This window comes from Bdellovibrio reynosensis, from assembly GCF_022814725.1.
Taxonomy (GTDB): Bacteria; Bdellovibrionota; Bdellovibrionia; order Bdellovibrionales; family Bdellovibrionaceae; genus Bdellovibrio; species Bdellovibrio reynosensis.
In genome coordinates this window covers 874046-900601 of the sequence record NZ_CP093442.1, presented here as the reverse complement: position 1 = coordinate 900601, position 26556 = coordinate 874046, and the positions used below count along the sequence as shown (strand labels likewise).

Sequence of the window (26556 nt, the reverse complement as noted above, 5' to 3'; positions counted from 1 at the left end):
AATTTCTCCCGACTATGCGGTCTTAGTTACTGGTGAATTGTGTTTTGCCCAACATCTCTCAAGCTTGCCTTTCAGAGTTGCTGAATTAAATGGTTTCACCACGTAATCAGAAACGCCGGCTTTGGCTGCTTCAAGAATATGTTTTTGCTCAGATTCAGCTGTGACGAGCATGAATGGAACTGACTTAAATCGAGGATCCATTTTGCAGTTCTTTAAAAGGTCGATGCCCTGCATTCCAGGCATGTTCCAATCTGAAATAATAAATTCAAAAGGCTGGCCTGCATCATGGGCAGCCTGGATCATGGGCAGGGCCGTTTTGCCATCATCGGCCTCCTGGACGTTGGTATAACCAAGCTCCAAAAGCACTTTTTTGATGATTTTTCGCATAGTTGAGAAGTCATCGACGACTAAAAAACGTGTACTTGTGGGAAACATAATATCTCCTGATAAGATATGATCGTGTAAAATCCACATATGTATCGGTCTAGTTTTTAAAAACTAGAGTCCAAAGGTATTGCGAAGTTTCTAAAACCTTGTCAGACTTTATTACAGGTGGTCGTGCTGCATTTTGGACATGAGTCCTAGGCAGCGTACAAGGTTTAGACGGATTTAAAACAAAAACAATTTAGCGGGAGGGAGCAAGGATGCTCAGAGATGTCCTGATTCAAAAAGGTCTTTCAAACAGAGAGGCAGAAGTTGCTGAACTTGTTTCAAAGGGCTTGTCCAACAAGGAAGTTGCGAACCAGCTTTTTGTTACTGAAAAAACAGTAAAATTTCACCTTACTAACATTTATAAAAAAATGAATGTGAAGTCTCGTGCACAATTGATCGTTTGGTGCTTACCTCACCTTGGCTTCGTTGAAACCGAAGTTCGCGCTGAAGGTAACAACCAAAACGCGGGTGCAGCACAAGCATTCAATAACAATGCGACTCAAACTATCCCTGCGGGATCTGCGACAGTTGCAGGAACAACGACTCTTCCAGGTGGCGGATTAAACCGTGGTGGTAATTCTGACATTGGTATGGGTGGCATCTAGTTTTTTTAACTAGAATGTTCTAAAAAAGCGCAGGCCTGAAAAGGTACTGCGCTTTTTGTTTTTTAAAACCGGAGGAATCATCTTGAAAACCAGCAAGCCCGTAGCAGCCTCTAAAGTCATCATGACTCAATTAGTACTTCCCTCACATACAAACTCTCTTGGAACTATTTTCGGTGGCACCATCATGTCTTGGATTGATATTGCCGCAGCCATCAGCGCCCAACGTCACTCAAACCGTGAAGTTGTCACGGCAAGTATTGATCGCTTGGATTTTATCGCTCCTGTTTACACGGGCTGGGTGGTGAACTTAAAAGCGAGTGTTAATTATACTTCTAGAACTTCAATGGAAGTCGGTGTTCGCGTGGATGCGGAAAACCCTAAGACAGGGGAGGTATTTCATACCGCTTCTGCTTATTGTACTTTCGTTGCTTTAGGATCAAACGGTAAGCCCAGTGAAATTCCAGAACTTACCTTGCAGACAGACGATGACAAACGTCGATACGAAGACGCAAAGAAACGTCGCGAAGTGCGGCTTGCAAACAAAGCTAGATAATTGATTTTAAATTCTAAAAAGTTAAAGGGCTTCTTTAAGAAGCCCTTTTTTATTTAACCAGATAATCTTTCCAGCGGTTGATCAGAGCCGGGGTGAGTTGCGTGTAGCAAACTGTTCCTTCCGTCGCTGTTTCTTTTCGGATAATGTTAGCCTCGCGTCCCAAATCAAAGATTTTGTATTCTTCAGAGCGTGGGAAGTAGAGTTGCACGTCGGTTTGCATCTCGCTCACAGTGGTCGCCATAAGCTTTTTAAGCTGTTCCATGCCCTGGCCAGTAAGCGCGCTCACGAATACTCTAGGGTAGTGCTTCACTCTAAATTGGCGTTCTAAAGGTGCGACATCACACTTATTATAAACATGGATGATCTTCTTATCGGCCCAGTTGAATTCTTTAATCAAAGCTTCAACTACTTCGACTTGGCGTTCCATATTCGGGGACGATAGGTCGATGACGTGAAGTAAAACATCAGCTTCTGACGATTCTTCAAGTGTTGCTTTAAAGGCTTCAATCAATTGCGTAGGAAGTTTGCGAATGAATCCTACGGTGTCGGTCACGACAGCAGGCGGTCCATCCGGTAAGAAGATCTTTCTTGTTGTTGGATCCAAGGTTGCAAACACTTGGTTTTTCGCTAAGACCTGGGCACCCGTGAGCTTATTTAAAATCGAGCTTTTTCCAGAGTTGGTATAACCAATCAAAGCAAACGATGGAATTTCGTGGCGGCGACGGGATTGTCTGTGTTGCGCGCGATTTTTACGAACACCTTCAAGTTTGTTCTTAATGATCGCGACTCTTTCGCGAATACGGCGACGGTCATTTTCTAAGGCCGTTTCACCGGGACCTCGGGTGCCGATACCACCACCTTGGCGTGATAAGGATTCTAACCAAGCACCGACCATGCGGGGCATTTGATCCAGAAGCTGTGCAAGTTCCACTTGAAGTTTTCCTTCAAAGGTCTGTGCACGTTGCGCGAAAATATCCAAGATCAATTGATTGCGATCAATCACGCGGGCTTTAACTATTTGAGCTAAGTTTCTTTGTTGCACGCCTGAAAGTTGGTGGTCCATCACGACGATATTAGCACCGCTATCGCGAACCATTTCAGCAACTTCTTCAACTTTTCCGGTGCCGATTAAGGTGGCGGGATTCCATTGGGGAAGGACTTGGATAATCGAACCTACGACTTCGCCTCCGGCGGCAGATACAAGTTCCTCAAGTTCGAAAAGATTTTCTTTGATCTCACTGAGGGGCTCAGATTTTAATCCGACACCGATTACGATCGCTCTATCCTGGGCTGTTACATGGGCTTGATTAGTCAAAACGCTTAACCCTCCCTTGGTCTAATTAAAGGCTATCATAGCAGTGCGCTTACACAAAGTTAAATTTTTGCAGCTAATAAGGATAAAAGGCCACCCACCAAAATCAGGATGGGAGAGGAAATGCGGGAGAATTTTAATATTAAAAACGCCGATATAAAAATTAAAATGGAGCTTAAATTTTTTGAAAAATCCTGTCCCATCACCCACAAAGTATAAATCAAAAGTCCCACGGACCCGGCGACGACACCATTCAGAATTTCGACTAATACCAAGGAATCAGCGACTTTCTTATAAAGCCAAATACTTAAAGCTACGAATATGAAAGCGGGCAGGAAGATACCCAAAGTCGCGACGATGGCGCCGGGTACTCCATGCAGCAGATAGCCTACAAAACTCGCGGTGGTGAAGACCGGGCCAGGCGTGAATTGTCCTACCGAAATCGCATCTAATAACTGAGCTTGCGTGATCCATCCCCGATTTAAAACAAGTTCCCTTTGCAGAAAACTCATTAGCACGTAGCCACTTCCAAAAAGAATGGAACCGATTTTTAGAAAAATTAAAAACAGAGATCCCAGGTCGCGGGAAGTGTTGGGTGAAAGACGGCGAGAGATAAAAAACGAAATCATTCCACAGTTAAATAGAATAGCTACTTCATTTACGTTTGTAGATGCCAAGTAAAGACTGACGAAGAGGATGAAAAAGATCAGAACCCGTTGTTTACGGGACCAAAAAAAAGATTCTGTGAGTTCCTTGTACTTTTCGATTTTTAAAATCTGTTTCAAGAATCTTTCAGTGGCAATCAGGATCAGGGCAAAGACCACAGCCTTTACGCCCCATAAAAAATCCTGCACTTGGGGAAGACTTGAATAGGTTTGATAAAACCAAGCAATGGCTGTGACTAAGATAAATGCCGGAAAAATAAAAGATAAACCTGCGATAAAAAACCCGCGCCAGCCGGCTTTTTGATAACCAATATGAATGGCAAGCTCGGTGGAATTAGGGCCTGGAATTAAATTCGTCAATGCCATGAGCTGCAGGAATTTTTCGCGCGTAAGCCATTGGCGACGATGGACAAACTCTTCTTCCATCATCGCAATGTGCGCAGCTGGGCCACCAAAAGAGGTGGCCCCAAGCTTAAGGAAGAGCCAGAAAAGCTCAACCACGGTGTTTCAAAACGTCTTTGATGAACTGTGCCTCAAGTGCTGTGAACACAACAGAGTTCACGATACCATCAACAGTTGTCGTGCGTTGAAGAACGTTGGCTGATCTTCTTACACCCATCAAGAAAGGCCCAATGACCTCTACTTTACCGATTTGTTGAATCAATTTGTATGTGATGTTTGCAGATTCCAAGTTCGGGAATACTAACACATTCGCGCCACCTTTAAGGTTTGAGAATGGGAATAGTCTTTCCATGATCTCTGCATTTACCGCTGTGTCTGCTTGCATATCGCCATCAACGATCATGTTAGGGCGAAGGCTTTTGACGATTTCAGCTGCTTTTTTCATCTTCGCTGGGGTACCCGGAGCACCAGTGAAGTTAGAATAGCTCAGCATAGAAATGCGCGGTTCAATTCCAAAGTACTCAACAATTTTTGCCGCTTGCAATGCAATAGCCGCACATTGTTCAGCTGTTGGATTGAAGTTAACCGTCGTGTCTGCAAGAACTAGGAATTTATCTTCAAGTAAGATAAAGTTCAGACCAGCTGGTACGCCGTTTTGATAAACACCAATAGTTTGTAAAATTGGACGAACAGCATCAGCGTAGTTGATAGATGATCCAGTGACCATACCATCAGCTTCACCCATATGAACCATCATCGCTGCGAAATAGTTCGGATCTGCCATCAAGCGTTCTGCTTCACGCAAAGAAACACCTTTGCGCTGTCTTAGCGAATACAATCTTTCAACGTACTTCGCATAGGCAGGGTGATTCGAGGGGTGAATCACCGGCACGTCTTTTAGAGCGTGAATTTCTAAAGCATTGATTTTTTCTTTCACGCGATCTGGGTAACCCAAAAGGATTGGTTGACAGATTCTTTCGTCAACCAAAGTCGCAAGGGCTTTAAGAATCTTCGTGCTAGTTCCCTCTGGGAATACGATTTTTGGTAACTCGCCCCCGTTGGCTTCCGCATTCTGATGAACGCGGTTGATTGCCGAACGGATGAAAACTTTAGAAGGACCTTGAAGGGCTTCTAAAGTATCACGGTAAGAATCCCAGTCTTCGATTTTTCTGGTTGCAACACCAGTATCAATCGCAGCTTTAGCAACTGCTGGCGCAACCCACATCAACACACGAGTGTCGAAAGGTTTTGGAATTAAATACTCACGACCGAATTTAAAGGCTTTACCACCATAGGTAGCAGAAACTTTTTCTGGAACGTCTTCACGGGCTAATTTAGCCAAGGCGTGAACCGCAGCCAACTTCATCTCTTCGTTGATCTGAGTAGAGCGTGTGTCCAAAGCTCCACGGAAGATAGAAGGGAAGCCCAATACGTTATTTACCTGGTTAGGATAGTCAGATCGGCCTGTAGCGATGATCGCGTCAGGGCGGGCTGCTCTTGCTTTATCCGGAGTGATTTCTGGTTCTGGATTTGCCATGGCAAAGATGATTGGATCTTTGGACATGTCTTTAAGCATTTCAGGAGTCAAAGCGCCTGCGACTGAAAGACCAACGAATACGTCAGCGCCTTTCAAAGCTTCAGTCAATGAACGCGCTTCAGTTTCAGAAGCGAAGTATTCTTTGTACTTGTTCATGCCGTTAGTACGACCTTTGTAGATCACACCTTGCGAGTCACACATGATGATGTTTTCTCTGCGAGCGCCCAATGCGATAAAGATTTTAGCGCAAGAATTTGCAGAAGCACCAGCGCCATTAACGACGATGCGCACGTCAGACATTTTGCGGTTGGTGATAGCACAAGCATTTAAAAGTGCAGCCCCAGAAACAATCGCAGTTCCATGTTGGTCGTCATGGAAAACGGGGATTTTCATTTCTTTTTTCAAACGCTCTTCGATTTCAAAACACTCTGGCGCTTTGATGTCTTCAAGGTTGATACCGCCGAAAGTAGGCTCAAGCACGCGAACGGCGTTACAGAATTCATCCACGTTTTTAGTGGCAACTTCGATATCGAAAACATCGATACCCGCAAACTGCTTAAATAGAATTCCTTTACCTTCCATCACCGGCTTACCAGCGGCAGGACCGATGTCGCCAAGACCAAGAACGGCTGTACCATTCGAGATAACCGCGACCAGATTTCCTTTTGCCGTGTAGTCGTAAACTTTTGCTGGATCCTTTGCGATCTCTTTACAAGGTGCTGCCACCCCAGGAGAGTAAGCAAGAGCTAAGTCTTTTTCAGTCATGCATGGTTTTGAAGAGATAACTTCAATTTTACCAGGCTTAGGTTGTTGGTGATAAACGAGAGCTTCTTGATCTAAAGTGCTCATGCCCTTTGTTTCTGTTTTTGTATCCAAGGATACTCCTTTGATGATTCTACTGGTCTACACTCCGGCTTGCGCCGAAGTACCAATCAATCTCTTTCACTAGATGGCTTACTCTACAGTGGCCCAATAAAAAGGGTCAAACAATGGGGGAGTTTACGCAGTTGGCAATCATATGAAATACGCCTTTTTCGCTCTGAAAATGCAGAAAATGCTGATGACTTTTGCAAAAAAAAATTTTTGCATCAAGAGTGTTGTTTTTGTCCCACCATTCTTTGATTGAGACGCTGTCGAGGGAGTTACGGACGCGAGGAAAGGTGAAGGCCCCTCTGAGCAGAAAGATTTTTTCGTCAGGCGATCTTCCCTCAAATCTAGAGTAAAAATACTATTCTCTGCGTCATTCCCTGCATCCTCGGGGATTTGCTCCTGGTCCAGGACTGTATCGGCAGCGCGTCAGCGAGGAATGCTCTCATATTTGCCTCTATTTATATTTGGTGGAACAGCCGAAAAGGCATATGATTTTAAAGGCTTATACAGCTAAGGAGATCTGACATGAAATCACCACGTGATGTAGTTCTTGTTGAAGGCGTTAGAACGCCGTTTGCAAAAGCAGGAACAAAACTTAAAAAAGTTCATCCCGCTGAACTTGGAAAAGTTGCGCTTAAACAACTTATCGCTCAAACAAACTTAGACGTGAATTCAGTAGATGAAGTGATAATCGGTAACACCGGAAATCCGCCTGACGCTGTTAACATTTCCCGCGTGGTTGCTTTGAATGCGGGCATTCCACTTAAAACTTCTGCTTACACAGTTCACCGCAACTGTGCTTCAGCGTTAGAGTCGATCACAAACGGTTTTGAGAAAATCAAATCTGGCACAATGGATATCGTGATCGCGGGTGGAACAGAAAGCATGTCGCAAATGCCGACATTGCCGCCTAAAAAGCATCAAGAAATCTATGAAAAACTTTTCGCAGCAAAAGGTCCAAAGCAAGCGTTACCTCTTTTATGGAAGCTTTTAAAAGCTGACATGAATCAAATCAAAGCCTTGTTACAAGGAAATATGCGCAGTGAATACTTCCCGCAAATTTCTGTGATGCTAGGTCTGACGGATCCATTTGTTGGAATCAACATGGGTCAAACTGCAGAGATTCTTGCTAAAGAGTGGGGCTTGTCTCGCGAGATGCAAGACCGCTTCGCTCTTCGTTCCCACATGTTGGCTTCTAAAGCGATGAAGGATGGAAGATTGAAGGATGAAATCACTCCGCTTTATCTTTCGCCTGAATTTAAGGAAGTTGTTTCTGAAGACATCGGTCCTCGTGACACGCAAACGATGGAAGCTTTGGCAAAACTAAAACCATTCTTTGATAAAGCCACTGGTTCGATCACGGCAGGTAACTCTTGCCCGATCACAGATGGTGCGGCGATGGTTTTATTGATGTCTCGTGAAAAAGCTGAAGCGCTTGGTTACAAGCCACTTGCAACTATCCGATCTTATGGCTTTGCTGGTTTAGAACCAGAGCGCATGGGATTAGGACCGGCTTACGCAAGTCCGTTAGCATTGAAACGTGCGGGTCTTGGTATGAAAGACATTGGTTTGGTTGAATTGAATGAAGCTTTCGCTGCGCAAGTTATGGCCTGCCAAAAAGCGATGGATTCAGACAAGTTCGCTCAGGAAAAATTGGGATTGAATTCTAAAGTCGGTGAAATCCGTGATGACATCTTGAATGTGAACGGTGGAGCAATCGCTTTCGGTCACCCTGTGGGTGCAACTGGAACACGTATCGTTCTTACATTGGCTAAAGAAATGAAACGCAGAAACGTACAATACGGTCTTTCTACTTTATGTATCGGCGGAGGCCAAGGCGGCGCGCTGATACTAGAAAATGAAGGGTAAGCGGCCTGCAGGCCACAGTGCTGCGGCCGGCAGGCCACAGTGCTGCAGCGGCCGAAGGGCCGCAAAAGCTGGAGTAGCTCCTTGCGGAGCTGCTCCAAAATTTGAAACAGATTTATTTCGCAACTAGGAGTTTACAAAAATGTCTATTCAAGAAAGCATCAAGATTGTTCCAGAAGGTGAAATTGCCATTGTTGAATTTGATCTTGTTGGTGAAAAAGTTAATAAATTTTCTACGCCTGTGATGATGCGCCTAAAAGAAGTTTTAGGTGAACTTAAAAATTCTTCTTATAAAGCAGTTATCTTTAAATCCAATAAGCCTAAGATTTTTATCGCAGGTGCGGATATCGAAGAAATCAAAGCTATGACTACTAAAGAGCAGTTTGATGCTGCCGTAAAAGGTGGTCAGGATGTGATGAATCTAGTTGAAGATCTGCCAATGCCAACAATCTCTGCGATTAACGGAGCTTGTATGGGTGGTGGTTGTGAATTCATCCTTGCATGTGATTACCGTATTGCTTCCGATGATTCTTCGACCAAAATAGGTCTTCCAGAAATTCAATTAGGCATCTTGCCTGGTTTCGGCGGGACTCAACGTGGGCCACGCGTGATGGGTTTGCAAGCGGCCTTGGATATCATCCTAGCTGGTAAGTCAGTAAACTCTAAAAAAGCTTTGAAGATCGGTCTTGTTGATAAAGTGGTTCACCAGAATCTTCTGCAAGAACAAGCCATCAAATGGGCTAAAGAAATTATCGCGGGTGGTTCTCGTAAACGCCGTAAGAAATTTAAACCGCAAGGTTTAGTAAATGGTATCTTAGAAGGTCCTTTGGGTCGCGGAATCGTGTTTAAGAAAGCGAAAGAAGGCGTTCTTAAAGCGACAAAAGGTCATTACCCAGCGCCACTAAAAGCGTTGGAAGTAATTCAAAAAACCTACGGCATGTCAGACCGCGAAGCAGGAATGCGCATTGAACGTGAAGGCTTCTGTGAACTTGGCACGACGGATATTTCAAAAAATCTGATTCATGTTTTTTACTTAACGGAAATGGTGAAAAAACAAAATGGCGTTCCTGGGGTGGATGTAAAACCTCGTGACGTTAAAGGTCTTGGTATCTTAGGTGCAGGTACAATGGGCGGTGGTATCGCTTACGTGGCTGCGGATAAAGGTATCCAAGTGCGAATGAAAGACTTAAATCAAGAAGCTCTTGGTAAGGGTCTTAAACACGCTAGTGACCTGTGGATGAAGTTATTAAAACGTAAATCCATCGATAAATATCAATATCAACAAAAGATCGACGCCGTTTCTGTAACGACGGACTATTCAGGATTTAAAAATCTTGATGTGGTTGTAGAGGCGATCGTTGAAGACATGGGTATCAAGCAAAAAGTGATCGGTGAGTGCGCTGGCCAAATGCGCCCTGACGCCATCATCGCGACGAACACAAGTTCTTTATCTGTGACTGAAATGGCCAAAGGTCATCCACGCCCAGAGTATTTTGCAGGCATGCACTTCTTTAACCCGGTAAATAAGATGCCACTGGTTGAAGTTATTCGTGGTGAAAAAACTTCGGATGAAACTATTGCGACGATTTACGAACTTTCTAAAAAAATGGGCAAAATGCCTGTTGTTGTGAAAGACGGACCGGGCTTCTTGGTAAATCGCTTGTTACTTCCATACATGGCTGAAGCTGCTTTCTTAATGCAAGAAGGTATGAGCATCGAAGTGGTTGATAAAGCGTACGTAAAAGAATTTGGTATGCCAATGGGACCGTTTGAGTTGATGGATGAAGTCGGTCTTGATGTTTGTATCAAGGTTCTAAAAATCTTCAAGAAAGCTTTCGGGGATCGTATTGAGCTTGCTGACTGTATGGTGGCTTTAGAAAAATCTGGAAGACTGGGCCGTAAAAATGGAAAAGGTTTCTATCATTATTCTGAAGACGGCAAACGCGGTGATGTAGATCAATCGGTGTATGCTGCTTTAGGCTTAGGGCAACCAACGAATCCGCACGACACTAAAGAGTGCATTGAGCGGGGTGTGTTTGCCATGGTGAATGAGTGTTCTTTGGCTTTGATTGAAGACCGTATCGTTGAAACTCCGCATGAAGTGGATCTAGCGATGATCATGGGCACTGGATTCCCACCATTCCGTGGTGGTTTGATGAAGTACGCTGACTCTGTGGGAAGCCAATACGTGGCTGACCAATTGGCGACCTACGCTGCTAACAGAAAAGCGCCGCGTTTGAAACCTTCTGTGCCTCTAAGTAATATGGCGAAATCGAACTCGAAGTTCTACAAATAGGAGTTTCTAGGATAGATAAGCTTAAAAAGGCCTGCCAGATGGTGGGCCTTTTTTATTTTCTTTCACTTGGTTGTTATTTCCTGGCTGAGTAATGACTTTTTTGAATTGCTTTACTATAAGGTGCACAACCAAAGGAATTCCGATGTCTGCCTTGCATAAAAGTTCATTTAAATCCTTCGCGCGATTGTTTAAGTATAGCGCTAATCACAAAAAAGATTTTTATCTTGGGTCGTTGTATTCCTTTTTAAATAAACTTTTTGATATCGCTCCTGAAATCCTGATCGGGATTGCTATTGACGTGGTAGTGAATCAGGAAAAGTCTTTTTTGGCTCAATGGGGTGTAGAAACGCCGCTGCACCAACTGATTTTATTGTCTGTTCTTACCTTGGCCATTTGGGGTTTTGAGTCGTTGTTTGAGTATCTTCTTTTAGTGAAGTGGCGAGGATTAGCGCAATCCTTGCAGCACGAATTCCGTGTTGATGCTTACACCCATCTGCAAAAGTTAGATATGGCGTATTTTGAGGATCGCAGTACAGGCGGATTGGTGTCTATTCTGAATGACGATATCAATCAGTTAGAAAGATTCTTAAATGAAGGCATGAACAGTCTTATTCAAGTATTTACGGCTGTGGTTCTTATCGGAGCCGTGTTTTTCTTTATCGCGCCCAAGATCGCCATTTTTGCTTTTCTGCCAATTCCGATTATCTTGGCGGGCGCCTTTTATTTTCAAAAGCAGGCGGCACCTTTGTATTTAGAAGTTCGTGACCGGGCTGGACTTATTGGTGCAAGGTTAGCCAATAACATCAGTGGAATTGCGACTATTCGCAGTTTTGTGGCTGAAGCCCGTGAAGCAAAAAGAGTATCTGAAGATAGCCATAACTATGTCGAATCAAATTCTAAAGCGATTAAGATTTCATCGCGATTTAATCCGCTGATTCGCATGGCTGTTCTTATGGGGTTTATTTCCACGTTTGTGATGGGTGGGATGATGACCTTAAATGGGGAACTGAATGTGGGTTCTTATGGCGTTTTGGTGTTTTTAACTCAACGTTTACTGTGGCCTTTAACGGGCTTAGCAAACACCGTGGATCTTTTTGAAAGAGCCATGGCCTCTGCAGATCGCGTCCTGGATTTGTTATCAGCAAAAATTCAGTTAGAAACGTTGAAACCTTCAGTCATGTTCAATAAAGACATGTCTATTGATTTTAAAAATCTTAGTTTTTCTTATGCTAACGGGATTCCGGTTCTTAAAAATATCGACCTTCAAGTTCCAGCCGGAAAAACCGTCGCCATTGTGGGGCCTACGGGATCAGGAAAAAGCACGATTACAAAACTTCTTTTAAGATTTTATCAAGCAACCCAAGGGAAAATTCTGTTGGGTGGTCTTGATATCGAAACTTGTGATCCCCGGAATCTGCGTGGACAAATCGGTGTTGTCAGTCAGGATGTATTTTTGTTTCATGGGACTATCTATGAAAACATCTCCTACGGGGCACCTGGAGCTACTCGGGAAGAAGTCCTTGCTGCTGCAAAAAAGGCTTACGCTGATGAGTTTATTGATAAGCTGCCACAGGGAATTGATACGATCATCGGTGAACGAGGTCAGAAGCTTTCGGGTGGTCAAAGACAAAGACTGTCCATCGCCCGTGTGATATTAAAAAATCCGCCGGTGCTTATTTTGGATGAAGCAACCTCAGCTGTGGATAATGAAACAGAAGCTGTGATTCAAAAATCTTTAGCAGAGATTTCCAAGGATAGAACGACGATCATCATTGCCCATAGACTTTCTACCGTCACCCATGCAGATAAAATCTGTGTCGTGGTGAACGGTGAAATTGCGGAAGAGGGAACTCACGAAGCGTTGCTGCAAAAGGGCCAAACATATGCGCAGTTGTGGAATTTGCAAATTAGAAAACCGGAACTAGCTCTTTAAAAAAAAACGACCTAACGACAAATGTTCAGGTACTGGTATTCCATGTAAGGACTTCACCAGGGTGTGGGCCGCGTTGAAACTAAGTCCCATCCCATGGCCTGAACAGCCTGCCATCACATGAATGTTTTTATTTTCAGGCAAGCTTCCAATCATCATCTGACCATCCGGGGTGAATCCCATAATGCCTGACCATTGGTAGGCAATCTTAGCCTGCGGCCCAAATTTGAAATGGCTTTTAATAAAATCAAAAATCGCCGTCTGAATAAGGTTGGTGATTTGATCTTCGTGGGTGTTTTCTTTGTCTAAATCTAGATTTCTAAAACCACCAACAAGTAAATGTCCTGTCGGAAGTTGTCTAAAATAACAAAGGTGCTTGGTAAGATAGCAAGGACCTTTAACGAAGGCGGGAAGCGGTTCGGTTACTAAAATCTGACCACGCCCAGGTTTGATCACATCTGAAAAATTATTTAAAAGCAGTGGCAAATAGGCGTTCACGGTAAAAATAATTTTATCGGCCGTGAAAACGCCTGCAGAAGTATGAACCTTTTCATCCCCAGCAGATTCGATCTTAAGAACTTCAGTGTGTTCAAAAATGTCAACTTTGATTTTTGATCGTAATAGCTGCAAAAGTTTAATCGGATGAATATAACCGTCACCAGTATACTGAATGCCACCTTCAAATCCTGTCACACCATAATCAGCTTCTAAATTTTGAGGATCAACTTCATGAACATCAATGCCACAGACCTTCATCAGGTCTGCGGTTTTTTTGTATTTAGACCAATGGGCAGAACTCGGAGCAACAGTGCAAGAGCCAGTATGTCTATAATCTACAAGATCTGTCTGATCTTGCACGATATGCTCTAATAGAAGTCGGCGGTTATCCTCTGAAAACTTCCAAATTTCCGAAGCTTTTTGCAATCCGAATTGTTCATAAAGTTTGATAAAATGTTCAGTCGATCCACAAGTCACAAAACCTGCATTTCTGCCTGAAGCACCGAAGCCCACCGTGTTTCTTTCAAGAATGGCTATCTTTGAATTTGGATTTTCTTGAAGCAACCAGTACGCCGTTGAAAGTCCCGCAATACCCGCGCCGACAATAATAAAATCATAATGGGACGACGAAGCTGCCGAAGAATTAAAGCTATCCTTGTGAGTCAGCCAATAAGAAATGCTCATGCTTCCTCTAGATATTTAATCATTTCTTCAGCGGTGCAACGACAAGGTTTTCCATCTAAAACACACTCATAATCCACATCCACCCAATATTCAGGATGGGTTGTCACACTTTTAAAACCAAATTTCGTTAAATATCGAATCGAAGAATTATTCGGAGATTCTTTCCAAGCGTGAGTGATGATGGCTTTGGTGTTTAATTTTTTAAAACTTTCAATTGAAGCCTCAGATAAGCGCGGCCCCCAACCTTGTCCTTGTGCTGAATCAGCTAGAAATAAACTTTGAAAGTAGCCTACTGATTCAAGCGGAACCTGCCACAAGTCCGAGCGCAGTTTACTGCCTTTACCTTTGCTCCAAGTTCCTGGTGGATAAGCCAAGCGAAATCCTTGAATGCCACTTTCATTTTCTAAAACAAACGAGCACATGATCCCACTTGAAAGGGATTTGTCATGACACTCTTGCAGTTCTTGAAGGCTAAAATAATTAAGCCCAATGGTTTTATCGGTAAAAGTTTTTACCGCAGGCAGATCTGATTTAGAAAGTGGCCGGATTTGCATAGGCCCATAAGCTCATGGACCCGATGGAAAAGTCAATTAAATAGGCATTTCGTCATAGCCTTCGCCACGACTGACGGAGATCGCAAACTTCTCGTGATCAGCATCCCAACGGGCATGGATATCAATGGGATGACAGCAGATTTCGCAATCCCAGATAAAATCCTGATCATCGCCGTCTTCTTTAAGAACTTCGATCGAAAATTTTTCGCGACAGAAGGGACAATGAACTTTGCATTCCATAGAACCATCCTTAACGATATTGTCATTGCAAGCATGGTTCTGTTTCAAGATCCCTTGTGAAGATACAGCCTAAACTTCCACCTAAACTTCCACTGTGCGCTGGGCACCTGGAGCTGGATTGTTCAAACCCTCTTTGCTTAACGCTTTAGTAAGGACCTTATGGCTCACCAGGAATAAAATCGCCGGCGCAAGGCTAAGGACCGCGAGCAATAAGAAGAAGTTTTCCTTCGGCATTCTGTCATAGTAGCTGCCGATGTATCCTGCGATGTAGTTTCCAAAGAAAGTCGCTAGGAACCAAACACCCATCATCATCGAAACGATTTTAGTTGGTGAAACCTTCGTCACTAAAGACAAACCAATGGGTGAAATATAAAGCTCACCCATTGTTAACAGGAACGTAGATCCAAGAAGCCATAAAACGCTGCCACGTCCATCGCCAACATTTTTTGCAGCAACAAGCATCACCGCCAAAGCTAACGTACCCATCACGCAGCCAATGGCCATTTTTGTAACGGTAGAAGCTTCTTTATTTCTGCGTGCTTGCCAACCCCAGTAACGATCCAAAAGCGGAGCCGCTAAGAAAATAATAAATGGATTGAACGATTGATACCACGTCGATGGAATCTCCCAACCAAAGAAATTCCAGTCGGTGCTTTGATCAGCCCATAGTTGCAACGTGTTTCCTTGTTGCTCGTAAACGCCCCAGAAAAAAATCGTCACTAAGCAAAGAAAAGTTAATGCGCAAGTGCGAACCCACTCTGTGCGAGTCAGTTTGGTGTCTGATTTTAACTCTTGCGCTTTTGCATAAAAAGTTTTTGATTCCGGCAGGTTCTTTCCACCAAAGTGATAAACGACTAAAGAAATCAACATCCCGATACCCGCGGCGCCAAAGCCCCAGTGCCAGCCCACTTTTTGTCCCAGGGTTCCGCACACCAGCGGCGAAAAGAAGGCCCCCAGGTTGATGCCCATATAAAATAAAGTAAAGGCGCGATCGCGGCGAGAGTCGCCCTCTTGATAAAGGCCGCCCACTTGGGTTGAAATGTTGGGTTTAAAGAAACCGTTCCCTAGGATTAAAAACAGCAGGGCCGGGAAGAACAGGCTTTCCACCGCCATAAGGAAGTGGCCGATGGCCATCAATACTCCGCCCACGTAAACTGAGCGTTTTTGTCCCCAATAACGGTCAGCAATAAGGCCGCCGAAGAAAGGCGTAAAATACACGAGTCCCGTATAAAGGCCGTATATTTGAGAAGACAGCGCTTGGTTATTCAAAGGCCCGAAAAAATATTCAATCGCACCACGAATTGCAGCATATCCCCACACCTCTTTACCGGCCTGGGCTTCGTTAAAAAGGTATTGGGTCATATAAAGCACCAGAAGCGCCCTCATCCCATAGAATGAAAAACGTTCCCACATCTCGGTAAAAAACAAGGTGAAAAGCGGGCGAGGGTGACCGAAGAAGGTTTTATTGGCCTGCATAGGGGCTCCTGTGTCGAGGTTGTTAACACTAAGTACTTTTTTTTCAGGTGCCTTTCGATCTTTACAATTCTTTGGCATAAATGCTATCTGATTTTCAGATTTGGGGGGTCCTTGTAATGCGCTTGAAAAACACACCGTTTGTGATTGCGTCCTTGTTGGCGATTTTAAGTCTCGCAGCTTGCACCAAAGAAACCATCATTAAAGAAAAAGTTATCAACGTTGAAGCTAAACAAGCTCCACTCAATATGCTTGAAACGTTCGCTCCAAGCGCAAGCAACTGTGAATCTTGCATCACGATTCAAAAAGATTCTTTAGGTAAAATCTTTTTACTTATCGCTTCTGGCAAAACTTCCGGAGCGACTCCGCAGTGGTACGATCTAAAACCCCTTGTTGTAAGCTTTGAAAAATCAGGAAACCGCATTGCCATCTTGGGTCAAAATTTTACCAGCATTTACAGTGAAATTCAGACGGTGAATCTGATTCAAACTTTTGAAGTTGTATCCGAAGATGCAAAGACCATCACTTTCAATTGGGGCCAAGGTTTAAAAACTTTCATTCTGCAATCTTCCTATGATGTGGATGCAGTTCGTGGCAAGAATAACAATCTTGTGGAAAGCTCATTTACTTCGTTACCAGTTATTGATTCTTTTGTTCGCAATATCAAATACGACGAAAAAAATATTGAGCTAGAGCAAATCGCTAAAATCAATAGCGGTGTTATTAAAGCTTCTTCTGAAAAATCCATGGATATTGAAAATCGCGAAGAAACTTTAGCGATGAACATTCAAATCCGCGCTTATAATTTATCTTCAAGCTTCCATAAAAAAGAATACGACAAATCCCGCAGAGCCGGTTTCTTCGTCACTAAGATTTCAAAAGAAGGTTTTAGCACAGAGCCTGTGAACCTTATTACGAAGTGGGACACCTCCCTTGAAAAAGGGCCTATCACTGTTCGTATTTCTTCTTCAGTTCCAGCTTTGTACTTGGATGCTGTTAAAGAGGCGGCCCTATACTGGAATCATGTTTTCGGTAAAGAGATTATCGCCGTAAAAACAGGTGTTAATCCAGCAGAAGGTCCCCAAGATCGCAGCATCATGATCAGATGGATTCCTTGGTTGGATGCGGGGGCAGCCTATGCCATCGGCCAATCAGATCCACTAACGGGAGAGCTTTTGCGTGCTCAAGTATTTATGCCTTCGGTGTTCACTAAGGTTGGAAGTACTGACCTTGTAGGGCTTAACGGTGATTCACCAGTAGTTGGCGGAGCTATCGCTTGTGACCTTAAGCCGACGCTTGCTGCCTTACAGACAATTTCCAACGAAGCTAGTGATTCACAAAGACTGCGTTTAGCCCGTGACAGCGTCAGAGCCACTGTCGCCCATGAAATTGGTCACGCTTTGGGTATGCGCCATAATTTCGCCGGTTCTTATTCCGCGAAAGTTTCTGTTCAAGAAATTGAAGCCGCAGCCAAAAATTACTTGAAAGACCCAAATCATCAGGGATTAGAAACTAGCACGAGCATCATGGACTACACTTCAGGAATTGATAATATCCTGATGGCTGCTCGTTTGAAGGTGGCTCCGCTTGCCTATGACAAAATGGCGATGGACTGGGCTTACTCTGCCGATGATAAAGCTTTGGATCAGAAAATTTCTAAATATTGCACTGACGACGATATCAGTGTTGCTGGTGTCAACGGCATGCAAATCTATGGCTGTGACCGTTTTGATGCCGGCAACAACCCGATGTTGCAGGAAGTTCTGTCGCAACAAAAAGAAAGAAAGAATTTTGTTAAAGTTCTTTTTGCTTCCATCATTGGCCGAATTTATCCCGCTGATGCTCCGACCGTAGTAAACGAAATTGATACTGTTTTGGCAGATACTTTGAAGTTCGGAAAAATCAATGTTGAGCCTTTAAAATTTGTCGGTAAGTTTTTATTTGAAATCAGAAAAAATAATGAGCTTACTGGGACATTTGCTTCTTTAGATAGCATTAAAAGTGGCCAGGTTCTTGTTTCAAAAATGGGAACGGATGCAGGTCTTCAATACGAAAGAATGCGTTCTTTAAAAATGGCGGGCGGTTATGCCGCTTTGTTAAATGCCCTTTTAAGAAATCCGGATGGTTCAATTGCGACAAATTGGCTTGTAGAACAAATCAATGAACTTAAAAACGCACCTTATTTTACCAGCGGAAAAACCTTGGGTGGCCGTGATTATGTTCTGACCAATGATCAACAAGGGAAGATCTTGGGTTTCTTTAACTCCATCATTCCGTTGAATGCAAAAGCACTTCACTCTGCAATGCGCGTTCTTTTGCCGAAGGAAGAACACCTCACTAGTCCTGACGGAAAAAACGATGTTGTCACTGCAGTCTTAGGCAAAGGTTTATTGAAAGAATCAGAAGCAGCAGACCTAGTACAGCTTTATCTAGATTTGTTGCAAGCTCATGTAGGAACCGCTCAAGTTAAAGTCGGCGAAAAACAAACTGAAGTGACAGTTCCGAAGCCCTTCCTAAATTCCTTGGAAAGAGCAACTTGGGCGTCTTTGCTGTCTTCAAAAGGTTTAAGCTTTGATATGCATCTTAAAAAAGCTTTAGTTCGCCAGCATCAGTTTGATAAAATAACGGCATTTGTGAAGCTGGCTGATCCTTTAGCTGATCTAAACTCTGCGGATCCAGAGGCTGTAGCTAAAGCCCTTTCTGATAAGGGTTGGTTAGATAGCGGCGCCTACACTTGGCTTAAGAATGAAATCGACGTTCTAAAGGCCATTGACCGCGTTCTGTAAACCCTCTGATCAACAGTGCCCGCAAAATGTCTCTTTCATAAAGCTGTCTCACTCTGAGACGGCTTTTTGCTTATTAAAGCCTATATATTAAATTTGAAATGGTCCGAACCTTGCCTCTACTGATTGTAGGAGGCAGTTATGAATCCAACTTTCTTTAATAAATCTGTAAGCGCTTTGCTTTTAACGGCAGTCCTTTTTAGTGGCTGTGCTAAGAAAGAAACTGCTGGAACTCGCGTCGCAGGCCGCGGCAATAACGTAACGCAAACAACAGTGCCAACGTCTCCTTATACTGGTGATGTGACTTGTTCTAAAGGTGCTGCTGGAACAGGCACTCTTTATACAACGGAAGTGGAAGTCCTAGGTTTAATCTCTGCGACTTTAGATCCAAAAAACTTCCAAGGTATTTGTAAGGCAAACTTCAGTGCTACTTTGAAATTTGATACCAGTGGAAATGTCGTTAAGAATGGTTCGGCGATTTTCATTCAAATCGTTGATAGCCTTGTTGGTCAGATGTCAGAAGGCCAAGTTATTAAGCCCTATGAAATCAACTTTACGAACGCTGTGTCTGGACACTATGACACTCAATCAAGAACTTTCGAAGTTCGCTTTGAAGATTCTTTCGGCACCTTTGACATTCAGGGTCAAGTTGTAGGTGGCGAAGCCCAAGGCCACGTTGTTTACGAAAATAAAGTTCGTTATGACAACGGAACGCCTGAGTCAGGAACCTTAGGTTCATTTAGAATTCCAGTTTCAGCGCTTTTTAAGTAAAGCGCTGCGTCTTGCTTCGACCTTGCCCCGGTTTAAACTAGGGGCATGCCTCAACGTTTCATATTTGATTCTTCTATTCTTGATTCCGTCGTTGGGGGGCATTCGGCCATCGAAATCCCCAAGCTGAATATTCACAACATTGATGCAGCCACCTCATTTTTGTTAAGCTACGGTTTTGATATCTCCCGCGAAAGCGATTCTGAAAAACTTTGGTACTACCACCGCCGCGCCTTGGTTTTAATGATCGAAAAATTGGGTTTTTTGGAAACTGAAATTCCCGAGGTGTTTTTAGATCGCAGAAATCTTTCTGACATTCGCAAGCTGCTAGTTTATGCAAGTTCACAAGACCCCCAGGAACAGCAGTTACAACGTTGGGCGTGTGCGATCTTGCGCTGTATGCACGTCTTTGTGCATGCAGAAAATGATCTGTTCAGTTCTTTTTCGGAAGAAATCCAATCGCAAATTTTGACGCCCTTTCAAGATTGTATCTTGCACGATGGGACGACTCACCGAACATTTCTTAAAAGCCCTGGGGATCCACTGCCACCCATTGAGCTTTTAGGTTTTGAAGTAAAACCATTTAAGACTTCATCAAGCACGGTGATTAAGCTGCTTGCAAAGCCCGATGCTTTAGCTATGAAGATCTTTGATAAACTGGGCGTGCGATTTGTGACGCGCAATTTGTTTGATACTTTTCAAGTCGTGCGCTTTTTAATTCGTGAAAACGTCATTAGCTTTCCGCATATTATGCCTGATCAAAGTTCGAATAACCTTTACCCGGTCAGCCTTTTTATGGAAGTCTGTGATGATTTGTCCCATCGCTTAGATACCTTGGATGAAAAAAGCATTCAGTCGGCCTTTGATTTAAAAATGGCAGAACAAGGCGAGAACGTAAAATTCCTGCGCAAGGAAAATTTCTTTTCGGGCGAAGACTATCGTTTTATTAAATTTATTTCCCGCAAGTTGATCCATATTAAACCCCATGGTGGCAAAGAAGCTTTCAGTTTCTTTTATCCTTTTGAAGTTCAAATCATGGATCAATCGGCCCACGAAAAAATTCTTTCAGGCCCTTCCGAACATCAGGCCTATAAAGAAAGACAACGGAACGCCGCTCGTAAGCGTTTGTTCCCTGAATAAGAGTTCATTATGTTTTGGAAAATGCTTTCATATCCTCGTTCCTTATTAGGTGTAATTCTGCTGCCGATTCACACTATGTTTTGTTCATTAGCGATGGTGATTGTGAATTTAACTATTCACAATAGAAAGCTTGAAGATCATATTGTCGAGTTTTGGACTCGTAATGCCTGTCGCATGTTTGGTGTAAAAGTGGTCGTGAAGGGAAAAGAAAATATTCCCGCTGGCGGCTGTCTTTTCGTTTTCAATCACACAAGCTTCTTTGATATTTTTGCGATGAACGGGTGGTTGCCCAGCTTCCGTTTCGGCGCGAAAATTGAGCTATTTAAAATTCCTGTATTCGGTGCTGCGATGAGAAGAGCTGGAATCCTGCCTATCGCCCGTGAACGTCGCGAAGAAGTTTTCAAAGTGTATCAAGCCGCTGAAGCCCGCATCAAGGCTGGTGAACGATTCGCTTTGGCGCCGGAAGGTACTCGCCAAAAAGAAGAGAAACTTGGTAACTTTAAATCAGGCCCATTCATTTTTGCGATCAATGCAAAAGCTCCCATCGTACCAGTGGTGGTAAAGGGGGCGGCAGCCATTATGCCTAAGCATTCCTTTTTACCAAACTGGGGAGTATGGACCAGAACTGTAACTATCGAAGTTTTGCCATCCGTAAATCCTTTGGAATTTTCCATTGAAAGTCGCCCGCAGTTGCAGGAAAAAGTTAGAAAGTTAATGGAGCCTTATTTCCACAACACCATGAATTGAAAGGTCCTTAATGAATTCGTTTAAAGATTTTTGGCCCTTCTATTTGGGGGAACATTCAAATCCTTTAAACCGTCGAATTCATTTTGTTGGAACTTTCTTAGTCCATGTTATAGTCGCGTTTGCTCTTGTAAAACAAAACTGGGGCTTGTTGTGGTTGCTTCCGGTTGTGGGCTATGGCTTTGCTTGGGTGGGACATTTTTTCGTGCAGAAAAATAGACCTGCGACTTTCAAGTATCCTTTGTGGTCACTGATCGGTGACTTTAAAATGTTTTATCTCATGTGTATGGGACGCCTTTGGAAAGAGGACCGCTAGGTTGCCTTTTCTTAACTAAGTTTTGCTTTAAGTCTGCGCTAGCATTTCTAAGTGCGAATCATTTTACTTATTCTCTTTTCTTTGAATTCCGTTTGCTTTGCGAAGGCTGATTTCACTATCTTCGCCAAAGATAATTTGCCGCCGATAAATTACGTTGAAAAAGGTGTTCTAAAGGGATTTTCCATAGACATCATTAACGAAATTCAGCGTCGCCTTGGGACGAACGAACCCATCCATCCCGTACCCTGGGCCCGGGGGAATAAAATGGTTCAGTTGCGCAAGAAAACTATCATGGTCACCCTCACTCCTTCAGATGACCGAAAAAAGGTTCTTTATTATCTTGGTCCTATCGCTGTGACAGAGGTGGGATTTTTTTCTACTGAAGAATTCAAGGGCGAAGTGAAAGGTCTTAAAGATCTAAGAAATGAAAAAGTAGCCGTGCGGGGCGGAACCCACACAGAGCGTCTTTTGCAAAAACGGAATTTCACGCAGCTGCAACCCACAGGTTCCATCACCCAGAACGTGCAAATGGTTCGTTCGGGCAGGGCAAAATTTTTAGCCGACACCACCGTGCAAACTTTAGGCACTGTGGAACTGTATGGTCTTCCGCCCTTACGAAAGGTGTATGTCCTTGAAAAAACAAACTTGTATATCGTGTTTTCAAAGGACACTTCGCAAAAAATTTTAAATGAATGGAAAAAAGCTCTGACTGATATGAAGGAAGACGGAACTTTTATTAAGATTCATAAAAAATGGTTGAAAGATGCGCCTCCACCCATGCAGGTTGAACTTTTAGAAGCCTAGGTCGATATTAAGGCCAATATTCAGCGGTCCTGTCGGAGAGATTCTTCGTCCTGGCGGATAAAAGTCCACTCCCATTGGTGGTTTTTCATTCGGAAGCCATTTGGCGTAAATATCATTAAAAGTGCCATCGTCTTTGATTGCCTTGAATGTTCTTTTCCATTGTTCCAAAACTTTTTTATCAGTGTCTTTAGAAAATGCTATATGTAAATCCGTCGTGCCCACCACGTAAACTTTCTTAAGTGGCGGAAGATTGTATTTTTTTGTCGCGCCTTCAATTTCCATGGACGTATCGCAGATAAAGCGCACACGACCAGAAAGCACTAAAAGAATATTTTGACGAATGGAAGTCGTCGTCTGCAAGTTTTGGAAACCATGACGTAACATCGTGGCTTCACTGTGCGTATCAAAGCGCACAGCGACCTTTTCGTCATTAACGGCCTCAAGATAGGGAATTTTCTTGATATAGTCTTGGCGGGCAAATAGGGCGGTTTCAGTGGCAGCTATAGGGCCCAGGTAATACAGAAATTTTTTGCGTTCATCCGTTCGCGCTAAAGTCAGCAGAATGATGTTGCTTCGTTCCTGCACCATGCGATTGGCGCGACTCCAAGGTAGAACTTCCCATGATTCCGTTGAACCTATGCGTTTTTGAATTTCTTTAACGACATCAACGGCAAGACCTTGGATCTTTCCATTTTCTACGAAGGTGACTGGGGGCAGATCGTCTTTGACAATAATTCGCGACTTCCCAGCAAAACTGGGTTCAAGAATGAAGATAATAAAGGTTAAGGCAAATATTATGATCTTCATGGCTTTATTTTATACCCGGTATCTTGCAACAACAGTTACGTCTGAAATATATTTTGGGTGACTCTTAGCCCAGCAAAGTTTCATTTCGGCACAAGCAGGGAAATTTGAGAATTTTAGTTTTTTACGACATTCCAATTAAAAGAATTTACAGAAGACCGAAGTTTTACCGAGCTTCCGCCGGTATCAACATGAATTTGAACTTGGGCATTTGGCAAAGACTCAATCTGAGTGATTCTTAAAATTTTGGGATTGCGATGGTAAGCCGATTCAATGGCCTCAGCAATGTTATCCCAGCGGATGAACGGTTCAAAAGTTTTTCCTTGGTTGGTACTTTTGTAAGAGCCGACAAACCAAGTGCCATTCGGATGAATGCTCACCGGGAAATTCATTTTTCCGAACAGGGGAATTTGTGTCCATGTCAGGCCATCTTCAGTGCGGTAGACACCTTTAGAAGAAACCAAACCCTTCACCGAGTTTTTGTTTTCAAAAGCGATGGAATAAATATCTCTTTTTAAAAGAGCATCCGTAGAAACTGTGTCCGGTGCGTTTTTCTCAGATTCATCTATTAACAAGTTTTTTCTTTTCCACCAAACTTCGCCGTGTCCATCAACAGCGCTGATCGCCCAAATTAAAGCTTCAGGTTTTAGAATCTCAACTCGTGCGCGTAAAGGCGGGCCATAGAATGAAGACTCTGGTTTTACGACAATACCGCGATGGGTATTCGGAACGTAACCAAGAACCTCAGATAAAGGGATCGTTTCGCCTTTTTGGGTGATCAGCACATCGTTATTGCGATAAAGAACCGCCATCCAATTTTTCTTTGGATGATAAGCAAGGCTTGCAAAGTCCGCTCTAGAAACAAAGTGTGTAGTATCGGCATAACCGATAATTCCGTTGTACTGAAGTTTGATAAAACTTTTTGTGACTTCTAGGGGGATGACACGGGTGAGCGGCGGAATTTGTGTAACCGCTTTAGCAGAAATTTTTGCCTCTTTACGAAGAGCTGTTTCAATCAAATTCGAATAAACACCAAGATCATCGTGTCGGGATTGCAGATTATGCAAAGGCAGCCAGCCTTGAGTTGTGGAATTTCTTTCTTTCACCCGAGCCCAATAATCATCCACGGACAGAATTTCCAAACTTGTTTTTGCAGCAAGATTTTTAACGGCAGATGCATCGCTGCGGTTCAGGCTTAAAAGAGTGATTGGTGTTTTCGTTTCAACAAAGCGAGCCACTTGAATGTCGCGCAGAAGTTGAGCCCCCAGCAGAAGATATTCTTTTCTGTCCCAAGAAGTGCGGTAAGAAATTTCCGTTTCTGAGCGAAGAAGTTTTGTTTCAAGGGCGTTTCGACTCACCTGGCCAGAGGGAAAAAGACTGCGTTTGTCGCGAAAGATAGCGACCGCAGAACCTGCATCGGTGGACAACGCCGCCCACGAAGAAGGCGTTAAAAATAGCAATGGAAGTAATATGGAAAATACGGGCCGCATCAACCTATTTTGAAGGTTAATAAGTGGTGCTCTCAAGACCAGAACTTTTGACCTCTGGCCTAAAGTAAAGTACTGGTATGGCGTTGAATATAGTTTAACTAACGCAGGGTGGTATATGGACATCAAAACAATCGGCGTCGTCGGCGCAGGTCAAATGGGTAATGGAATTGCACAAGTAGCGGCGAACTTCGGTTTTAACGTCATCATGTTGGACGTCAGCGGAGCAGCTCTTGAAAAAGGAATCGCGACAATCGCTGGCAGCTGTGATCGTTTGATCAAAAAAAATGCGATGAGCGAAGCGGATAAAACGGCTCTTCTTGGTCGCATCAAGACAGCGCAAGAAACGGCCGCTTTGAAAGATTGCGATATCGTGATCGAAGCAGCGACAGAAAATATCGACCTTAAACTTAAAATCTTCAAAGACCTAGACGCTAACGTAAAACCAGAAGCGTTGTTGGTTTCAAATACTTCTTCAATCTCTATCACAAAGATCGCTGGCGTAACAAAACGTCCAGACAAAGTCGCTGGCATGCACTTTATGAATCCAGTTCCTTTGATGAAACTTGTTGAAGGTATCCGTGGTTTGCAAACTTCTGATGAAACTTTTGCGACGGTAAAAGCGTTGTCTGAAAAAATGGATAAAGTTTTCGTTGAGTCAGTTAAAGACATGCCGGGCTTTATCGTGAATCGCGTGCTTATGCCGATGATCAATGAAGCTGTTTATACTCTTCATGAAGGCATTGCCTCAGTAGAGTCTATCGATGCTGCGATGAAATTGGGAACAAACCAACCAATGGGTCCTTTGACTTTGGCCGACTTCATCGGTCTAGATACGTGCCTAGCGATCATGAACGTACTTCATGATGGTTTGGGTGATTCAAAATACCGTCCATGCCCGCTTCTAGTAAAATACGTCGAAGCTGGTTGGTTGGGTCGTAAGACAGGCCGTGGTTTTTATAACTACGCTGCCAAGTAAGAAAGAAATATATGAGTAACAACGGCTACAAAACAATTTTGTTAGAACAAAAAACTCAAGGCGTGTGGGTGCTGACTGTCAACCGTCCTGAAGCTTTGAATGCTTTGAATTCAACAGTATTAAATGAAATGGGCGAAGCTCTTCGTCAAATCGGGGAAATGCCCTATGAAGATGCGCGCGCCCTCATCATCACTGGATCCGGTGAAAAGGCTTTTGTGGCCGGAGCTGATATTAAAGAAATCAATGAGCTTGATGAAGAAAAAGCTTTGACGTTCGCTGAACGCGGTCAAAGTATTTTCCATGAGCTGACTTTGCTAAAAATCCCCGTGATCGCTGCTGTTAATGGTTTTGCTTTAGGCGGCGGCTGTGAATTGGCTTTGGGCTGTGATTTTATCTATGCTTCTGAAAACGCAAAGTTTGGTCTTCCAGAAGTTTCTTTGGGATTGATTCCAGGCTTCGGGGGAACCGTTAGAATGGCTCGTGCTATCGGTCAACGACGTGCTCGCGAACTTACCTACACAGGCAACATGATCAACGCTTCTGAAGCATTGACTATGGGTTTAGTGAATAAGGTTGTTCCTCAAGCGGATCTGATTTCAACAGTAATGAAAACAGTGGAGGCGATTTTATCTAAGGCTCCTATCGCTGTTGGATCGGCGAAGATTTCAATCAACCAAGCTTGGGATTTAGATGTGGAAGAAGCTCAGAAAAATGAAGCGAAAATCTTCGCGGAACTTTTCACATCTGACGACGTTAAAGAAGGCACTACTGCCTTTATTGAAAAAAGAAAGCCTCAATTTAAAGGTCAATAGAT

The 26556-nt window shown here is 43.5% G+C and carries 23 protein-coding genes; 13 read left to right on the top strand and 10 right to left on the bottom strand.

The genetic code is table 11. From position 1 onward, the window contains the following. Positions 1–12: 12 nt before the first annotated feature. Positions 13–435 carry a response regulator gene (locus MNR06_RS04145; protein WP_243538932.1) on the bottom strand — a complete coding sequence of 141 codons (423 nt, stop codon included), beginning with the start codon at positions 433–435 and terminating at the stop codon, positions 13–15. Between the two features lie 209 nt (positions 436–644). On the opposite strand from MNR06_RS04145, the gene MNR06_RS04140 reads away from it, so the two are divergent. After that, on the top strand, positions 645–1037 hold the full coding sequence (locus MNR06_RS04140; RefSeq protein WP_243538931.1) for a helix-turn-helix domain-containing protein: 393 nt from the start codon (positions 645–647) through the stop codon (positions 1035–1037). 121 nt (positions 1038–1158) lie between these two features. Next, the gene (locus MNR06_RS04135; protein ID WP_407933206.1) at positions 1159–1590 is read left to right on the top strand and encodes an acyl-CoA thioesterase; all 432 of its coding nucleotides are present in this window, start codon (positions 1159–1161) and stop codon (positions 1588–1590) included. Positions 1591–1639: 49 nt separating this feature from the next. Here the strand turns inward: MNR06_RS04135 and hflX are convergent, their stop codons facing one another. The 3 genes from hflX to MNR06_RS04120 are packed head-to-tail and all read right to left on the bottom strand — an operon-like array spanning position 1640 to position 6355. Then, positions 1640–2905, bottom strand: a complete 1266-nt coding sequence (hflX, locus tag MNR06_RS04130; RefSeq protein ID WP_243538927.1) for a GTPase HflX — start codon at positions 2903–2905, stop codon at positions 1640–1642. 59 nt (positions 2906–2964) lie between these two features. Continuing rightward, positions 2965–4068 (bottom strand): chromate efflux transporter, encoded by a 1104-nt coding sequence (gene chrA, locus MNR06_RS04125; RefSeq protein ID WP_243538925.1) that lies wholly within the window; start codon positions 4066–4068, stop codon positions 2965–2967. After that, complete coding sequence (locus MNR06_RS04120; RefSeq protein WP_407933205.1) at positions 4061–6355, bottom strand: NADP-dependent malic enzyme; 2295 nt, start codon at positions 6353–6355, stop codon at positions 4061–4063. The genes chrA and MNR06_RS04120 overlap by 8 nt, the downstream gene beginning before the upstream one ends. Before the next feature lie 546 nt (positions 6356–6901). Between MNR06_RS04120 and MNR06_RS04115 the strand changes: the two genes are divergently transcribed. The 3 genes from MNR06_RS04115 to MNR06_RS04105 all read left to right on the top strand — a co-directional run bounded on the left by MNR06_RS04115 (position 6902) and on the right by MNR06_RS04105 (position 12471). After that, entirely contained in the window at positions 6902–8245 is a 1344-nt protein-coding gene (locus tag MNR06_RS04115) for a thiolase family protein (RefSeq protein ID WP_243538920.1), read from the top strand. A 139-nt stretch (positions 8246–8384) separates the two neighbouring features. Further along, entirely contained in the window at positions 8385–10538 is a 2154-nt protein-coding gene (locus MNR06_RS04110; protein ID WP_243538918.1) for a 3-hydroxyacyl-CoA dehydrogenase NAD-binding domain-containing protein, read from the top strand. A gap of 142 nt (positions 10539–10680) precedes the next feature. Next, entirely contained in the window at positions 10681–12471 is a 1791-nt protein-coding gene (locus MNR06_RS04105) for an ABC transporter ATP-binding protein (protein WP_243538916.1), read from the top strand. Here MNR06_RS04105 and MNR06_RS04100 read toward each other — a convergent pair. The 4 genes from MNR06_RS04100 to MNR06_RS04085 are packed head-to-tail and all read right to left on the bottom strand — an operon-like array spanning position 12460 to position 15920. After that, complete coding sequence (locus MNR06_RS04100; protein WP_243538915.1) at positions 12460–13650, bottom strand: NAD(P)/FAD-dependent oxidoreductase; 1191 nt, start codon at positions 13648–13650, stop codon at positions 12460–12462. The genes MNR06_RS04105 and MNR06_RS04100 overlap by 12 nt on opposite strands. Continuing rightward, positions 13647–14204, bottom strand: coding sequence for a GNAT family N-acetyltransferase (locus MNR06_RS04095; protein ID WP_243538913.1), 558 nt, complete (start codon positions 14202–14204; stop codon positions 13647–13649). The genes MNR06_RS04100 and MNR06_RS04095 overlap by 4 nt, the downstream gene beginning before the upstream one ends. A 36-nt stretch (positions 14205–14240) precedes the next feature. Beyond that, on the bottom strand, positions 14241–14492 hold the full coding sequence (locus tag MNR06_RS04090) for a CPXCG motif-containing cysteine-rich protein (RefSeq protein WP_243538904.1): 252 nt from the start codon (positions 14490–14492) through the stop codon (positions 14241–14243). Positions 14493–14525: 33 nt separating this feature from the next. Next, positions 14526–15920 carry a peptide MFS transporter gene (locus tag MNR06_RS04085; protein WP_243538902.1) on the bottom strand — a complete coding sequence of 465 codons (1395 nt, stop codon included), beginning with the start codon at positions 15918–15920 and terminating at the stop codon, positions 14526–14528. Positions 15921–16036: 116 nt separating this feature from the next. On the opposite strand from MNR06_RS04085, the gene MNR06_RS04080 reads away from it, so the two are divergent. The 6 genes from MNR06_RS04080 to MNR06_RS04055 all read left to right on the top strand — a co-directional run bounded on the left by MNR06_RS04080 (position 16037) and on the right by MNR06_RS04055 (position 22472). Then, positions 16037–18703 (top strand): zinc-dependent metalloprotease, encoded by a 2667-nt coding sequence (locus tag MNR06_RS04080; RefSeq protein WP_243538900.1) that lies wholly within the window; start codon positions 16037–16039, stop codon positions 18701–18703. Between the two features lie 138 nt (positions 18704–18841). Further along, positions 18842–19471, top strand: a complete 630-nt coding sequence (locus tag MNR06_RS04075) for a hypothetical protein (RefSeq protein ID WP_243538898.1) — start codon at positions 18842–18844, stop codon at positions 19469–19471. Between the two features lie 45 nt (positions 19472–19516). Beyond that, positions 19517–20608 (top strand): TIGR04552 family protein, encoded by a 1092-nt coding sequence (locus MNR06_RS04070; protein ID WP_243538896.1) that lies wholly within the window; start codon positions 19517–19519, stop codon positions 20606–20608. Positions 20609–20617: 9 nt separating this feature from the next. Then, positions 20618–21355, top strand: coding sequence for a lysophospholipid acyltransferase family protein (locus MNR06_RS04065; protein WP_243538889.1), 738 nt, complete (start codon positions 20618–20620; stop codon positions 21353–21355). Positions 21356–21365: 10 nt separating this feature from the next. Further along, complete coding sequence (locus tag MNR06_RS04060; RefSeq protein WP_243538887.1) at positions 21366–21668, top strand: DUF962 domain-containing protein; 303 nt, start codon at positions 21366–21368, stop codon at positions 21666–21668. 51 nt (positions 21669–21719) lie between these two features. Next, on the top strand, positions 21720–22472 hold the full coding sequence (locus tag MNR06_RS04055; RefSeq protein WP_243538885.1) for a substrate-binding periplasmic protein: 753 nt from the start codon (positions 21720–21722) through the stop codon (positions 22470–22472). On the opposite strand, the gene MNR06_RS04050 is transcribed toward MNR06_RS04055, so the two are convergent. Further along, a complete protein-coding gene (locus MNR06_RS04050) occupies positions 22461–23279 on the bottom strand; it encodes a substrate-binding periplasmic protein (protein ID WP_243538883.1) in 819 nt (272 codons plus the stop codon). The two genes, MNR06_RS04055 and MNR06_RS04050, sit on opposite strands and share 12 nt — an antisense overlap. A gap of 113 nt (positions 23280–23392) precedes the next feature. After that, positions 23393–24766 carry a hypothetical protein gene (locus MNR06_RS04045; protein WP_243538881.1) on the bottom strand — a complete coding sequence of 458 codons (1374 nt, stop codon included), beginning with the start codon at positions 24764–24766 and terminating at the stop codon, positions 23393–23395. A gap of 115 nt (positions 24767–24881) precedes the next feature. Between MNR06_RS04045 and MNR06_RS04040 the strand changes: the two genes are divergently transcribed. Continuing rightward, on the top strand, positions 24882–25742 hold the full coding sequence (locus MNR06_RS04040) for a 3-hydroxybutyryl-CoA dehydrogenase (RefSeq protein ID WP_243538879.1): 861 nt from the start codon (positions 24882–24884) through the stop codon (positions 25740–25742). An 11-nt stretch (positions 25743–25753) separates the two neighbouring features. Next, entirely contained in the window at positions 25754–26554 is an 801-nt protein-coding gene (locus tag MNR06_RS04035) for an enoyl-CoA hydratase/isomerase family protein (protein WP_243538876.1), read from the top strand. Positions 26555–26556 lie beyond the last annotated feature (2 nt).